10 protein-coding genes are annotated in these 15,519 nt (G+C 68.8%); 6 read left to right on the forward strand and 4 right to left on the reverse strand.

The window, feature by feature from the left end; genetic code table 11:
* Positions 1-12: 12 nt before the first annotated feature.
* From EV647_RS12915 to EV647_RS12930, 4 genes are read left to right on the forward strand one after another with little or no spacing between them, the layout of a single operon-like run.
* The gene (locus EV647_RS12915) at positions 13-2,283 is read left to right on the forward strand and encodes a glycosyltransferase family 2 protein (RefSeq protein WP_134002460.1); all 2,271 of its coding nucleotides are present in this window, start codon (positions 13-15) and stop codon (positions 2,281-2,283) included.
* The gene (locus EV647_RS12920) at positions 2,283-3,107 is read left to right on the forward strand and encodes a hypothetical protein (protein ID WP_133786509.1); all 825 of its coding nucleotides are present in this window, start codon (positions 2,283-2,285) and stop codon (positions 3,105-3,107) included. The genes EV647_RS12915 and EV647_RS12920 overlap by 1 nt, the downstream gene beginning before the upstream one ends.
* The gene (locus EV647_RS41980) at positions 3,100-4,962 is read left to right on the forward strand and encodes a hypothetical protein (protein WP_166680305.1); all 1,863 of its coding nucleotides are present in this window, start codon (positions 3,100-3,102) and stop codon (positions 4,960-4,962) included. The genes EV647_RS12920 and EV647_RS41980 overlap by 8 nt, the downstream gene beginning before the upstream one ends.
* Complete coding sequence (locus EV647_RS12930; RefSeq protein WP_166680306.1) at positions 4,959-7,118, forward strand: glycosyltransferase family 2 protein; 2,160 nt, start codon at positions 4,959-4,961, stop codon at positions 7,116-7,118. The genes EV647_RS41980 and EV647_RS12930 overlap by 4 nt, the downstream gene beginning before the upstream one ends.
* A 301-nt stretch (positions 7,119-7,419) precedes the next feature.
* Here EV647_RS12930 and EV647_RS12935 read toward each other — a convergent pair whose 3' ends face one another.
* Positions 7,420-8,910 (reverse strand): class I SAM-dependent methyltransferase, encoded by a 1,491-nt coding sequence (locus EV647_RS12935; RefSeq protein WP_238177177.1) that lies wholly within the window; start codon positions 8,908-8,910, stop codon positions 7,420-7,422.
* Positions 8,911-9,100: 190 nt separating this feature from the next.
* On the opposite strand from EV647_RS12935, the gene EV647_RS12940 reads away from it, so the two are divergent.
* The gene (locus EV647_RS12940; RefSeq protein WP_134002464.1) at positions 9,101-9,754 is read left to right on the forward strand and encodes a hypothetical protein; all 654 of its coding nucleotides are present in this window, start codon (positions 9,101-9,103) and stop codon (positions 9,752-9,754) included.
* Here the strand turns inward: EV647_RS12940 and pseI are convergent.
* Both pseI and EV647_RS12950 read right to left on the reverse strand, forming a co-directional pair.
* Complete coding sequence (gene pseI, locus EV647_RS12945; RefSeq protein WP_134002466.1) at positions 9,751-10,803, reverse strand: pseudaminic acid synthase; 1,053 nt, start codon at positions 10,801-10,803, stop codon at positions 9,751-9,753. The genes EV647_RS12940 and pseI overlap by 4 nt on opposite strands.
* Complete coding sequence (locus tag EV647_RS12950) at positions 10,800-11,309, reverse strand: GNAT family N-acetyltransferase (RefSeq protein WP_134002468.1); 510 nt, start codon at positions 11,307-11,309, stop codon at positions 10,800-10,802. Before EV647_RS12950 ends, pseI begins: the two co-directional genes overlap by 4 nt.
* A gap of 84 nt (positions 11,310-11,393) precedes the next feature.
* Here EV647_RS12950 and EV647_RS12955 point away from each other — a divergent pair, with 84 nt between their 5' ends.
* Complete coding sequence (locus EV647_RS12955; RefSeq protein WP_134002470.1) at positions 11,394-12,968, forward strand: glycoside hydrolase family 10 protein; 1,575 nt, start codon at positions 11,394-11,396, stop codon at positions 12,966-12,968.
* 4 nt (positions 12,969-12,972) lie between these two features.
* On the opposite strand, the gene EV647_RS12960 is transcribed toward EV647_RS12955, so the two are convergent.
* Positions 12,973-15,414 (reverse strand): hypothetical protein, encoded by a 2,442-nt coding sequence (locus EV647_RS12960; protein ID WP_202876153.1) that lies wholly within the window; start codon positions 15,412-15,414, stop codon positions 12,973-12,975.
* Between the last annotated feature and the right edge of the window lie 105 nt (positions 15,415-15,519).

Consider the following 15,519-nt stretch of genomic DNA (forward strand, 5'->3'; position numbering starts at 1 on the left):
GTGACTCCGCGGTTGAGCGTTGTGGTGCCCTTCTACGGCGTCGGCGAGTACCTCGGGGACTGCCTGGAATCGATCGCCCGGCAGGCCTGGTCCGACTTCGAGGCGATCCTCGTCGACGACGGCTCGCCCGACGACAGCGCTGTCGTCGCGAAGGAGTTCTGCAGCCGGGACCCGCGGTTCCGGTTGATCCAGCAGGACAACGCCGGCCCCGGTCCGGCCCGGGACGCGGGCATCCGGGAGGCCGCTGGCGAGTACCTGGCGTTCGTCGACGGCGACGACCTGGTCTCGCGGTACGGGTTCGCCGCCCTGGTCCGGACCCTGGACCGCACCGGTTCCGACATCGCCGGCGGCAATGCGCGGCGGTTCAACAACAGCTTCGGCGTCCGCCCGTCGTGGCTGCACAAGCAGCCGTTCGCGCGGGTCCGGCACGCCACGCACGTGACCGAGTTCCCCGATCTGGTCCTGGACCGGATGCTCTGGAACAAGGTCTACCGCAGGTCGTTCTGGACCGAGTACGGGTACACGTTCCCCCCGATCCGGTACGAGGACTACCCGGTCGCGCTCAAGGCGCACCTGGACGCGGTGACCGTGGACACGATCACGCAGGCCGTCTACTACTGGCGCGAGCGCGAGTCAGGCGAGTCGATCACGCAGCAGAAGTTCCAGCTCGGCAACATCCGGGACCGGGTGACCTCGGCCGGGATGGTCGTCGATCTCGTCGAGGACGCCGTACCGGTGGTCCGCCGGCGGGTGCACGCGCATCTCGCGCAGATCGACGTACTGACGCTGGTGTCCGCGTTCGGCTCGGTCCCGAGCGAGGACGAGCAGGCCTTGCTGGATCTGTCCCGTGAGCTCCTCGACCGGCTCGACGACGACGTTCTGGCCGCCACCCACCGGTATGACCGGATCCAGCACGCCGCGCTCCGGTCCGGCGACGTGGAACTGCTCCGGCGGCTCGCGGACTTCCGGAACTCGGGCGGGCTCCGCGGCGGGGCGCGTGCCGTACCGCGTCCGCGCCGGTCGCGGCAGCTCGACTACAACTACCCGGGCCTCGGCGAGTCCGCCGTACCTCAGGCGCTTTACAAGCTCCGCGAGCAGGACCTGACCCTCGCGACGAGCGTGCGCGAGGTGGGCTGGGTCGACGGCAAGCTGTCGGTCAAGGGCACCGCGGAGATCCGCCACCTGGAGACCTTGCGTACGTCGACCCTCGAGATCGCACTGGCCGTCGGTGAGACGACGTACCCGCTGGACGTACGTCGGTACAACGCGCTGGACCTGCACGGGGACAAGACACTCGTCGGGTTCGAGGTGCTGCTGGACCGCGAGCTGCTCGGTCAGTGCACGGGCGCGCCGGCCCACTTCGAGGTGCGGATGCGGTCAGGGCGACGGGAGCGGAAGGGCATGCTCGGCGGTCAGGGCCCGGGGAGTCCCGGCTGGCCGCCCGGTGCATGGATCGACGAGCTGAACTGGATCCAGCCCGGGCCGGGGAAGTACGGCTGGTTCTCGTTGCGACGGCTGACGGACCCGTGCCGGCTGACCGCGGTCGAGCAGACGGCCGACGAGCTGGTGCTGCACGGGCGGGCATCGTTCGACCAGCCGGAGCTGTACCTGAGCCGGCCGGTTGTCGGTGGCGAGGAAGAGGTCCCGTTGGAGATCGACGGCCGCGACTTCACCGCTCGCCTGCCGATCCAGGACATCCTCGCGGCCGCGAACCACGACGACCCGTTCGGCCAGCGCACGACCAGGGTGTTCCGGATGCGCGGGCCCGGGGGTGAGCAGCGCGTGTTGCTGTGGACCGCGAGCGACTCGGCGGTCTCGCGGGTCGTTGACGACCGGGTGGTCACGCTGACCCGCTCGACCGGCGGGTACGTGAACCTGCACGAGTCGCCGATCCGCACGACCGCTGTGGCGGCGGTTGTCGAGGGCAACCAGTTGACGGTGCGCGGATCGGAGGGTCGCGAGGTCACGTTCGCGTGGCGGCGGTACCTGGCCGACTCCGACGAGCATCTCGATGTCGCATGCCGCCGTACCCTCACCGCCGAAGGATGGTCCGCGGCAGTCGACGTGGACGCGCTGGTCCCGGTGACCGCGGTGCAGGTCTCGGTCGATCCGCTGGCCGCGCTGGCCGACTGGATCCTGTTCGCCACCCCCGCTGACGGTGCGGCCCACGCCGTACAGTGCGAGCCGTTCCTGTGCAGCCGGTTGCCGTTGGCAATCACTCACGGGTCGCACGCGCTCGCCGTTCGACCCCATGCCGGCACTCTGCATGTCGAGGTGCGCTGATGCATCACCACAACCACTACTACGGTCAGACGCACATCCTGTCCCGGTACGCCGGGTTCGACTTCGACCACCCGCCGCGGTTGCGGGGATACCTGCAGCACGGCTGGAACATCGGCTGCGGCTGGAACCCGGTGCACGAGTTCTACGACGGCGCCTGGCGGTTCACCTGGAGCGATGCGCCGAGGCGTCGCGGACACGCGCTGGGGCGGCGGAACTACCACAGCATCGGCGCGCCGTTCCTGTACCTCATGGAACTCGAACCGGAGCCGGAGGAGCCGGTCGAGCGCGAGGGAACGCTGTGGTTCCTCTTCCACGGGTGGGAGGGCGGCAAGATCCACGGCGACCACCAGCGGCTGATCGACGAGATCCGCGAGACCGAGCCCGGCCCGGTCACCTTTTCGTTGTATTACACCGAGTACGACCGGCCCGAGGTGCGCGGGTTCTACGAGGACGCGGGCTTCCGGGTGGTGTCGTTCGGGCGCCGCGGGTTCTCCTACGAGGGGACCGACCGGCGGTTCCTGTTCAAGCAGCTGGCCGAGCTGCGCAAACACAAGCGGGTCGCGGCCAACCGGCTGTCGACCGCGATCTTCTACGGCGTCGCGGCCGGCTGTGAGCCCGCGGTGTACGGCGACCCGATGGAGATGGACGGCGAGAACCCGCTGTTCGGCGGCCAGAGCCGGATCGAGCGACTCTGGCCGGAAATGCTCGGAAAGACCGTCGATCTCGAAGCGGCCCGGGCGACCACCGACCTCGAGCTCGGCAAACCCTGGATGATGCCGCCCGCGGAACTGCGGTCGCTGTTCGATTGGAGAGAGCGTGTCTGAGTTGGCAGCTGGGGTTCAGGTCGTCCGCGGCGAGATGCAGCCGTGGACCGACCACACGACGCCGCGGCCGGCGCTCGCCGCGCTGCTGACCGACGTCGTCCCCGCCAACCGGCGGACGCTGATCCTCGGGCCACATGCTCCGCAGCTGATCGAGTCGGTGCTCGCGCACTCCGCGGACGTGACGATCCTGGTCCGCTCGGTCGCGGACGCGCAGCAGTTGGGCGAGGACTTCGGGCCGTGCCTGCAGGTGATCGCCGGTGCGCTGGACGGCCTGCAGAGCGAGCCGTACGACGTGATCATCGCTTCCGATGGACTCGATCGCGTCCTGGGATACGACAGCGCCGACCTGTCGTGGACCGCACGTCTGGCCGCGCTCGCTGCGTTGGCCGCTCAGGACGCGGTCGTCGTACTCGGGCTGGAAAACGAGTTCTCGCTGCTCAACCTGCTGGACAGCCGCCCTGCGGACGAACGCCACGGCGACGACGAGTGGCGCCCGCTCCACGACGACCCGACCCGGCCGGTCTCCGTCGACCAGCTCAAGTCCGCGCTCCCGTGGACCTCTGAGGTGTACGCCGACTTCGGCTCCCGCACCTTCGTCCGCGCCGATGTCGCGGCAACCGCCCGCCCCGGAGAACTCCCCACCCGCCTGGCCGGCGCCGCGCTCGAGTCGGTCGACGTATCGCTGTTATCGCCCGCTGCCGAGGGCGTGGACACCGCCGCCCGAGCCGGCCTACTAGCCGCCATCCCCACCGGCTGGCTCGCAATCGCCGGCGCCGGCGCCACCCACGACGTCTACGCCCAATCCGCAGACGTAGTCCTGACCGCCGACCAAACCCTCACCGGCTGGGACACAACCATCACGGGCGAGCCCCCCACCCCCGCCCCCGCACCTACCGCCACCGCACCTACCACCGCCGCCGCAGCGACCACCACCGCCGCAGCGACCACCACCGCCGCAGCGACCGCCACCGCCGCAGCGACCACCACCGCCGCAGCGACCACCACCGCCGCAGCGACCACCACCGCCGCAGCGACCACCACCGCACCTACTACCGCCGCCACCGTCGGCTCGCTCTTCTTTGACCCCTCCGTTGTCCCCTCCACAGTTCCCTCGGGTGTGTCGGTCGAGAGTGTGCTGTTCCGGCTTGCCGCCGCCGAGGACGTGCCTGCCTTCCGCAAGCTGGCCGCCGACCTGGGTGACTGGGTGACAACCTCTCGTGTGATCGTCCGCTGGGACGACGTGATCTACGACGGCGACTCCTTCGCGTACGGCGTCTCGGGCTGGGTAGCCGAGGACCCCATCGAGAAAGAGGACCTGCTGGCTGCCGCCTGGGCGCGGTTCCACGACCGTCTGATCGGACAGCGCCGTCGCCACCCGTGGCCGCCGTGGATGCTGGGTGACGACCTCATCTCCGCGTGGCTCGGCATGTCCGGTGTCGAGCCGCCCGAGCAGACCCCGGCCACGAGCCCCGACTCCCTCCCGGCCACCACCGAACAAGTTGCCTGCGGCAAAGAACTCGCCGCCGCGCTGGACGTCGTACTGGAGACGAGCACCACCACCGTCGACGTACGCACGACGCTCGCCGAAGCCGAAGAGGCCAAGCAGGAGCTGTTCGAGCTGAAGGGCCACGTCTACGGCCTCGAACGCACGCTCGGCTTCCGCAACAAGGCGATGAAGACCCGCGAGAACCGCATCCGCGAGCTCCGCGGTCAGCTCCAGCGGCTGACCACGGCCCACGAGCGGATCCGCGGATCCCGCACGTACGCCGTCTCGCGGGTGATCTTCCACGCGGCCCAGGTCCGCAAGCCGAAGGTCGTCGCCCGCAAGCTCGCGCGCCGGATCAGACAGCGGTGAGTACGCCGCGCCCTCCTGCACGACTCAGCGTGGTAGTGCCGTTCTACAACGTGGGGGCTTATATCGGGGACTGCCTGGACTCGATCGCGCGGCAGACCTTCGGCGACTTCGAGGCGATCCTGGTCGACGACGGTTCGCCGGACGACAGTGCCGTGATCGCGAAGGAGTTCTGCATCCGCGACTCGCGGTTCCGGATCGTGGAGCAGCAGAACGCCGGCCTCGGACCGGCGCGCAACACCGGCGTCGAGCAGGCGTCGGGGGAGTACATCACGTTCGTCGACAGCGACGACCTGGTGACCCGGCACGGGTTCGGGATGCTGGTCCGGTCCCTCGATCAGACCGGTTCGGACTTCGCCGCCGGCAACGCGCGACGGTTCAACAACAGTTACGGCGTACGGCCGTCGTGGTTGCATGCGCAGGCGTTCACGGAAAATCGCCTGGCCACGCACATTTCCGAGACGCCGCAGTTGGTGCTCGACCGGATGGTGTGGAACAAGGTGTACCGGCGGTCCTTCTGGGACGAGTACGGCTACCGGTTCCCGGCGATCCGGTACGAGGACTATCCGGTCACGCTGAAGGCGCACCTCGACGCGGTCACCGTCGACACGCTCGCGGCGCCGGTGTACTTCTGGCGCGAGCGCGAGTCGGGTGACTCGATCACGCAGCAGAAGTTCCAGCTCGCGAACATCCGTGACCGGGTCGTCTCGGCCGGTCTGGTGCTGGACGAGATCGAGGACGCGCCGCCGGCGATCCGGCACCGGGTGCACGCGCACTTCCGGCAGATCGACCTGCACGCGATCCTCTCGGCGTTCGGCACGGTCCCGCCCGAGGAGGAGCAGCACCTGGTCGAACTCACCACCGAGCTCCTCGACCGCCTGGACGAGGCCGTGCTGGTGAACTCGCCACGCCTCGCCCAGCTCCAGTTCGCGGCCTTGCGGGCGCGCGATCTCGAACTGCTGCACAAGGTCGCCCTCGACCCGGACGCGGCCCAGGAACACCTCGCGCTCACCAAGAACGACCTGACGCCGGCGACCAGTGTGCGCGAGGTGACCTGGATCGACGGCGCGTTGTCGGTTCGTGGCACCGCCGAGATCCGGCACCTGCAGTCGAAGCCGTCGAACCTCCGCATCGACTTGGTGATCGCCGGCAAGAACTACCGGCTTCCGGTACGGCGCTACCCGGCGACCGATCTCCGTGGCGAGGAAAGCATGGTGGGGTTCGAGGTTCGCGTCAGTCGCGAGCTACTCGCCAAGTGCACGGCCGGCCCGTCGCACTTCGACGTACGGCTGCGGGTCGGTGGGATCCGGCGGCGGGACCTGCTGCGTGGGCAGAAGGCCGGCAGCCCGGGGTGGCCGCCCGGAGCGTGGATCGACGCGACGAACTGGATCCAGCCTGGTCCGGGCAAGGACGGGGCGTTCGCCGTCCGGCGGTTGGCGGATCCGTGCCGGTTGACGTCGGTCGAGCAGACCCCGGATGCGCTGGTGCTGCACGGGCGATCGACGTTCGACGAGCCGGCGTTGTTCGTGAGCCGGCCGTTGTCGGGTGGTGAGGAGCAGGTGCCGCTCGAGGTGCGTGGCCGGGACTTCACCGCGTGGTTGCCGATCGGGCCGATCCTCGCGGAGGTCAATCCGGACGACCCGTTCAGTCAACGGACGACGCGTGCGTTCCGGGTCCGTGGACCGGAGGGGCAGGAGCAGGTGCTGCTGTGGACGGCGGACGATCGGCTGGTCTCACACGCCGAGCGCGGGCGTGCGGTGATGCTGACCCGGTCGACGGGCGGGTATGTGAACCTGCACGAGTCCCCGATCCGGATGACCGCCACCGCTGCGGTTGCCGCGGGCAACATGCTGGTGGTGCGCGGGCCCGATTGGGGCGAGGTGGACTTCAGTTGGCGCCGGTACCTGCCGGATTCCGACGACCACGTGGACGTCGCGTGCCGACGTACCGTCTCGGACGACGGCTGGGCCGCCGTGGTGGAGATGGCGACGTTGGACGCGGCGGAGTGGATCCTCTTCGCCACCGCACCAGACGGCACCTCCCACGCAGTCCAGTGCGAACCGTTCCTCTCCAGCCGCCTCCCCCTGACCGTCACCCGATCCCCCCACACCTACGCCATCCGCCCCCTGGCCGGCACCCTCCACCTCGAAGTCACGTAGAACCCGGCAGCTCGACAGGAGGTGTCGGCGAAATCGGCGCCGGTGCCCGCCGCGCTGAGCGTGACGATCGCCCGGCCGAGGTCACACCTCCTGTCGAGCTACACATCTCCGCCGCAGGCCGCTCGCATCTGCTGGGTTGGCCAGGCAATTTCGTGGGTTGGCCAGGCAATTTCGTGGGTTGGCCAGGCAAATTGGGGGTTTGGTACCCATTATCAGAGTGTGGAGCCCGGCATTTCGCTGGCTGACCCACCAAATGGGGCCGGTGAAAGCGGGGGGACTCGGGTTGGTGGCGGTTGGCGGGTTAGCGGCGGGCGATTGTTAGTTGGTGGGTGACCGGCCACTCAACGGCGTCGCCGTCGGGGGTGGTGATGGAGGCGACCGGTGCGATGCGGTTGTTGATGACCCAGTCGTTGCGCCAAGCCGTTGAGGACGGGTCGATGGTGAAGCCGGCGCGTTCGGCGACGGTGGTCCAGCCGGCGAAGTTCAGGCCGCAGAACTGTTCGTGGGTCTCGCTCAGCCAGTTGTCGACGTAGTCCTTCCGCGTGAGGAAATCCATCGCGTCGGCGAGCCGCAGTACCAGACCGTCGGCGCGGACCTCGTACCCCAACGGCACCTTCGCGTTCCGCCGGAAATCGTGGGCGAACTGGAAGAAGCGCGCCCGCGTGGAGAGTTTTCCGACGTACGTCGCGGGGTCGTCGAGGGACTCGAGTTCCGTGATGTCGTCCGGGTTCTCGCCGTCGCTGTCGTCCAGCCGCAATACGACGGGACGGTCCGGCTCGTCCGGGCCGCACACGTCGGAGTTGATCCAGACACCGTTCGGGGCCGTGTGCGCGTAGAGCGCGTCGGCGAACCGCTGGACCGTATCGGGTCGCGAACCGTCGGCGTACGACCAGATCTCGTGGGTGAGCGCGAGCGTCAGCGTGGTGTCGATCGAGCGCGTCGGGAACACGGCGGAGCCGAGCATGTTGCGCTGGTAGAAATAGACGTTCGGGTTGCTGAACAGGCCCTGTTCCTTCTTGTGCTCGCATTCGGCGAACAGGTGCCGCGCGACCTCCACACCGATCAGATCCGACTCGTGGAAACGTGGATCGCGGTCGACGAGTTGCAGGGTCGCACCAGTCGCGCAACCGATGTCGAGAATCCGGCCAGGGCGGACAAACGCCTTGATTTGTTGCCATTTCCGGTCGGCGGCGGTCTCGAACGCGTCGGCGTACGACTTGTAGTCGCGGGTCGTGGTCAGTCCGCCGTCGTCGCCGACCACCGGGTCGTTCACACAGCGCGCGACGTGCGCGTCCAGGGCGTAGCGCTCGAACACGTCCACGGTCGCCGGATGGGCGAGTTCCTTCCACTGCTCGTTGCCCGTAGCAATCATCAGCAGCACGTCCCACGGCCGCGTCGTACCCTCGGGCTCGACGCCGATCACGGAGTACCCGAGCTGCTCGTACAGCTTGCTCACCTCGGGCGTCGAGCACGCCACGACCGTGTTCTCCGGAGTCAACCGCACGAGATCGTCGGTCCCCGCCTCGATCGCCTTCACCGTCACCTCGGCGAACTCGTCCGTCGGCGGGGTATCAACCACTCCCACCACCAGCGACCGGATCCCCTCCGCCACACTGAACCGCTCGATCGCCGCCTCCCGCCGATCGAACGCCACCGGGTTCCGCTTGGTCGTCCGGTGATTCGCCGACGTCACCGCCCACACCACGGTCCGCTCCACAAACTGCTTCAGGAACTCCCCCTGAAACCGCGTCAGCACATGATGCCGCCCCGGAAACAACAAGTACTCGGTCACCCCGGCCAACCTTTCCTGCGTACCATGCATCAGACAGAACATGATCCCAGGGAGAGGGGCCGCGGTGGGTCGGTGGCTGGCCGCGGGCATCTGCCTGGCGGTTTCGCTCAGCGCCTGTACCAAGCCGAGCCGGGACGCTGATCCCGGGCCTTCGAGCGGACCTTCGGCACCGGCCCCAGTCGTACCGCGGATGACGCCCGTACCTCGAGTGGCGGTCACGCCGACGACCGGACCGCACCAGTACGCGGTCAAGGACCTGTGGTCTGCGCTTCCGGACGCGTACGGCACGCACTTGCTGGGGAAGGACTACTACCCGTATCCGCCTCGGGCCGACTGGAAGCCCAGGACCGATCCGTTGGCCGGGCGTACGGTCTCGCCGGAGCTCTGCCGGGACGTCATTCGGTACGTGGGTGTGCCTGGTGTGCCGGGCGACTTCGTCGCACCGGCTACGCCCGGCGTCGCGGCGTTCGCGGCGCTGGGACCGACTACCGGGCCGGCGAGGCCGTTTGTCAGCGTCAACATCGTCGAACTGGCTGCCCCGTTGGGGGACAGGTTGCTCGATCAGCGGCAGCCGACGCCGGCCGAGTGCGCGCACGTCCAGGTCGACGGCCGGGAGCTCGCCTCGGTCGTCGAGCGGCCGCTGCCGGGATTCGGGGTCCGGGCGCGTTACATCGTGCGCACCTACCCGATCGCGGGCAAGACCTGGACCGAGCGCACCTTGCAGTACCGCACGGCGACGTACGTCGTGCTGTTCCGCCTGGATGCGTACGCCAATCCAGAGGCGGCCTTCCTCGCGTTCGCAGGCAAGACCCGTGACGGTCTGACCTCCGCGCTGAAGGGCTAGAGCAGGTCCCAGGTGAGCGGCGTGCCCGCCTGGACGTCCACCCGGAACGGGCGGCCTTCGACCTGGGTGAACAGGTCGGGGGCGAGGCCGCCGGCGGGGCGGATGGAGCGGACGTTTTCGAAGGTGATGAGGTCGCCGGCGCGGACGTCCTGGGTGACGAAGAGCGAACGCCGGAAGCGGAGGACGTTCTGTTCTGCCTGCTTCGGGCCGATGACCGGCTCGCCGAGCGACAGTTGCGCGACGCGCGTGCTTTCGACGAGAAGCTCCAGCTCCCAGGGCTCGAGCGAGAACGCCGAGTCGACGCCGCCGTCGACGCGCTTCAGCGTCACATGCTTCTCGATCACCGTCGCACCGAGCGCGACCGCGGCCACGGCGGCGCCGATGCCCATCGTGTGGTCGGAGAGGCCGACCTGTACGCCGAGGGCGTCGCGAAGGACCGGGATACCGCGCAGATTGGACTGCTCAGGTGGCGCGGGGTAACTCGCCGTACAGGACAGCACGATGATCTGCTCGTTGCCGGTCGACCGCGCGGCGCGGACCGCGGCGTCGATGTCGGTGAGTGTCGCCGACCCGGTGGAGATGATGATCGGCTTCCCGGTCTCCGCCATGCCCCGGACCAGCGGCAGGTCGCCGATCTCGTTCGACGCGACCTTGTACGCCGGTACGTCGAGCTTCTCCAGGAAATCGATCGCGGTGCTGTCGAACGCGGACGAGAACGCGACCAGGCCGAGGGACTTCGCGAGCTCGAAGATCGGCTCGTGCCACGCCCACGGCGTGTGCGCCTCGTTGTACAGGTCGTACAGCCGCGCCTCGCTCCACAGCTCGTGCTCCGCCGGCAGCCGGAACGCCGGCAGGTCGAGGTCGAGCGTCATCGTGTCCGCGGTGTACGTCTGCAGCTTCAGCGCCTGCGCACCGGACTCGGCGACCGCGCGGACGATGTCCAGCGCCCGCTCCAGGTCGCCGTTGTGGTTCCCGGACATCTCCGCGATGACGAACGGCTGGTGGTCCGGTCCGACCTTGACGCCGCCGATCTCGATGGTGGTGCTCATTTCGTCCCCTGGGTTCTACGGTCCTGCTTGCGCAGGCTGATCGGAATCACGGTGATCTCGCGTCCGCCGGCGTACCGCGTCTCCGGCGTGCCCTCGGTGAACCGGAACCGCCGGTTCATCTGCCGGACCACGGTGTTGTGTTCGAGCACCTCGCCGGTCAGCAGCTCGAGCCCGAGCTCGTCGAACGCGTACGCCGTGGCCTCGCGCATGATCTCGATCCACGCCGGGAGTGTCTCGCCGCGCTCCGCGAGCCCGTCCGCGTCGAGGAAGAACCCCCATGCGCCGCTCGTCCCCTCGAGATCGAAGAAGTTCACCACTCCGGCGAGCCGGCCGGCCCGCTCGTAGATCAGCACCCGCCGCGAGGGATCGGCCGAGGTCTTGGCCCACCACGCCGCGTGCTCGTCGGCGGTGATCTCGTGTGAGGTGATGCTCACGTCACGGTTCGCCTGCTGATTTCGCAACCGCCGGATCGTGTCGACGTCGTCTTCGGTCGCGGCGCGCAGCATGCTCTTAACCTAGCGCCTTCTCTTGAGGTGCCTTGATGTGTAAACATCTTTCGACTTCACCTTGAACGACGGTCGGAGAGTGACATGAAAGTCTGGCGAGCGATGGGTGTCCTGGGCGTGACGGCGGGGCTGTTGATGGGCGGGCTGACCGGTACGGCGTCCGCCGCGGAGGCGGACGGTCAGCAGACGTGTGCGCCGAACGCGTCCACGCCACTGCGGCAGTTCCGGGCGAGCTGGGTCGCGTCGGTGGTGAACATCGACTGGCCGTCGAAGACCGGTCTGAGCGCCGCGCAGCAGCAGTCCGAGCTGATCGGCTGGCTCGACGACGCGGTGCGGCAGAACCACAACGCGGTCATCCTGCAGGTCCGTCCGACCGCGGATGCCTTCTGGCCGTCCAAGGTCGAGCCCTGGTCGAAGTATCTGACCGGCGCACAGGGCGGCGACCCCGGCTACGACCCGCTGGCCTTCGCGGTCGCCGAGGCGCACAAGCGCAACCTCGAGCTGCACGCGTGGTTCAACCCGTACCGGCTCTCGATGGACACCAACATCAACGGCCTGCTCCCGACCCACCCGGCGCGGCAGCACCCGGACTGGGTCGTCACGTACGGCGGGAAGCTGTACTACAACCCCGGCATCCCGGCGGCTCGCAAGCTGGTCGAGGACGCGATCATGGACGCAGTCTCGAACTACGACATCGACGGCGTGCACTTCGACGACTACTTCTACCCGTACCCGGTCGCCGGTCAGGTCTTCGACGACGCCGCGACGTACGCGCAGTACGGCGGCGGCTTCTCGAACCTGCAGGCCTGGCGGCGGAACAACATCGACCTGCTGATCCAGGAGCTGAACCAGAAGATCCACGCGGCCAAGCCGTGGGTGAAGTTCGGCATCTCGCCGTTCGCCGTCTGGCGGAACAAGGCGACTGACCCGGAGGGCACCGACACCACGGCCGGCGTGCAGACGTACGACGACCTCGCGGCGGACACCCGCAAGTGGGTCCGCGAGGAATGGATCGACTACATCGTGCCGCAGGTCTACTGGGCCGGTGGGTTCGCGCCGGCGGACTACAACAAGATCGTGCCGTGGTGGGCGGAGCAGGTCCGCGGTACGCACGTGCACCTCTACATCGGCGAGGCGACGTACAAGGTCGGTACGTCGACGCAGTCGCCGGACTGGTCCGACCCGGCCGAGCTGAGCGACCACCTGGCGTTCGACAGCACGATCCCCGAGGTGAAGGGCAACATCTACTTCTCCGCGAAGGACGTCCGCGCGGACCGGCTCGGGGCGACCACGCTGCTCAACAAGACCTGGTACACGCGGCCGGCGCTGATCCCCGCGATGCCCGCCCTCGACTCGCGGGCACCGCTCCCGGTGCACGCCGTCCACGCGACGCGCACGAGTGACGGCGTACAGGTCAACTGGTCCAGGACGTCGAGCGACACCACGTCGTACGCGATCTACCGCCGGGAGCTCCGCGGCGGAGACCACTGCCCCGACAACGACGCCCGCAACCTGGTCGCCACGGTCCGCTCCACCGGCGCCAGCCAGTCCTACACAGACACCACAGCCGCGCCCGGTACGGCGTACATCTACTCGGTAACCGCCCTGGACCGCCTCGCCAACCAGAGCATCGCCATCCCGGCAGTCACCATCCGCTGAGTCGCTACGGGCTGTTGAGTCCCGGCGTGGTGGTGATCTGCGTCGGGACTGGGGTGGTGGGGAACGTTGGGGTGGTGGAGGTTGGCAGGGGTCCGGTGGGGGAGGGCTGGGTCGGCTGAGTCTGGCCGGGGAACTGCGTGCCGGTCGGGAAGCTGGTCGACGGGGACCCTGGCGTGCTCGAAGGGGAGCCCGGGGTCTGCGTCGGGAAACCTGGGGTCGGGGTACCGGTCGGGGACGGTGTTCTCGTGGGGAACGGGTTCTCCGGGGGCGGCGGGTAGATCTGGTAGACGCGGACGGTTCCCAGCTGGAAGCGGAGTTCGGTCAGCTTGTCCAGGTTCTTCGGCGGGGCGCTGACGCGCTCGTCGAGCAGCAGCCATTGGACGCCGTACGTCGTCCGCAGCGTCTCGATCAACTGGCGGCTCGGGTTGCTGAACACCTCGTCGTTCAGCCGCAGCTCGTCCTGGTTCCAGTACGGTCCCTGCACGCCCGCGGGGTAGGAGTCGTCGACCCGCGCCCGGTACGCCCAGCCCTCCACGAGGACGCGGCGTTCGGCGTACCCGGCGATCCAGTACGACCCCGTCTGGCAGTGGGACGCCCGTGGCTGGTGGCAGTGGACGTTCGTGGCGATCCGATCGTTCGAGCCGGAGTTGCGCCGGATGAAGCGCGCCGCCTCGATCCCGCCCGGTGCGATCGACTTGTACGACGTCAGCGGCGGGTTCGCGAACCGTCGTACGGACGCGACCGTCGGCGACACCGTCGTACCGACCAGCACCGCCACTGCGATCACAGCCCAGGTACGTCGGGAACCGCGCAGGACCAGCCCGAATACCCCGATCCCGAGCACGGCGATCACCAGCGCGACCGCGAGGCCCTGTCCGAAGCAGTTGGCCGTCGTGCACGACTTCGGCGACCGGTACCGGCCCCAGTAGATCGCGGCGACCCCGATGGCGATCGCGATCCCGGCGACCCAGTACTGCCGGCGCTCGAGCGAACCCAGCCCCCAGGTCGCGAGCAGTACGCCGAACACGAACCCGGTCCGCACGAAGAACAGTTGGGTGTCCCCACGATCGGCCAGCAACGACGCGCCCAGCACCGCGGCCACGAACCCGGCCACCAGGAACACCACCATCGGATCCCGAGCCACCCGCCGCCTGATCAGCAACGCGCCGACCACCGGCATGGCCCACCCGACGACGACCACGACCGCGATCACCGCGACCGCGGATCCACCGCCCATCCGATCCGCGAGACTCTCGAACGTCGCGCCCGGATCGAACCGCACGCTCGACGCCGCGCCTCGCAGTACGACGAAGAACGTCAACGTATAGGCCGCCGCAACGCCGACGCCGAGCACCAACGCACGCAGATTCAGGCGACCCTTGCGAACCGTCAGATAGATCCACGCAACCGCAAGGCCCGTCGCGTACACCGGCAGCGTCGTCGCCTTCGTCAATGCCAACGCGGCAACCAGCACGCCCGCGGCGACGAACAGCCGGAACAACTCGGCCCGCGTCGTCCCCGCCCGCCGTCGCAACAGCAACGCCGTCACCGCGATCAGCGGCAGCAACAGCACCGTCGAGAACGCCTGCGACGGACTCGTCAGCCCGCCGAGCGAGAACGGCCCGTCCGCGAACACCCGGTCCGACACGGCCCACGGCCAGGCCACCAGGTCGCCACCGGCCACCACGAGCCCAGCAGCGATCGGAGCGGCGACCGCACGCCCGGTCAGCAGCATCCCGACCGCGGCCGCGCCCAGGACGGTGAGCAGGATCCAGGCGAACGGCACCATCCGATGCGTCAGTACGTCGAGCGGCACGCTGGTGATCCAGTGCGTGGACGCGATGTGTTCGTACGCCGCCCAGTGGCTGGTCAGCCACCCGCCGTCGGCGTACGGGATCTTCGGCGGGAAGTGGTGCGTGACCTCACCGGCCAGCGCGAGATTGTGCGGAGTGTCGGAGTTCGGCCGCAGCGCGTCCGATCCGTCGAGCGGGACGAGCTGCGAGCCGACCCGGACGAACCAGGCCGCCGCGACGCCGACCGCGACCATCGCGCCGGCCATCGACCACCACGGCGTCGGCCGTTCCGGCAGTTTGCGGCGCGGCAGCCCGCGCCACATCCCGAGCGCCAGCGCCGGCATCAGCAACGCCGCGAACGGCATCTCGAACAGCATTCCCAGCGGGTAGAGCAACGCCTCGACGGCCAGCCCGAACGCCGTACCCAGGATCACGTCCGCCGACCGCCAGCCGGCACCGCCGGTCAGCCGCCGCCAGAACATCGTGCCCGGAACGACGATCACGATCAGCAGGTACGCGAGGTACGCGGCCGCCATCCATGGCGGGTGCTCCTGGAGCGCGACGAACCAGGCCAAGGGCAGCACAGGCAGGCTCATCAAGGCCGCGGTTCGCTTGCCGCGCCCGGCCGCAAGCCGCTTCCCCGGTCTGATCATCGGCAAAGTGTATGAGTCCGACGAGTCGCCTTCGTGGCCGGTGAGCCGTTTACTGCCACGAACTTCGCATTTACACTCAGTAATCTCCCAGCCCCGCAGTGTTCG

The organism is Kribbella sp. VKM Ac-2566, assembly GCF_004366005.1.
GTDB lineage: Bacteria > Actinomycetota > Actinomycetes > Propionibacteriales > Kribbellaceae > Kribbella > Kribbella pratensis.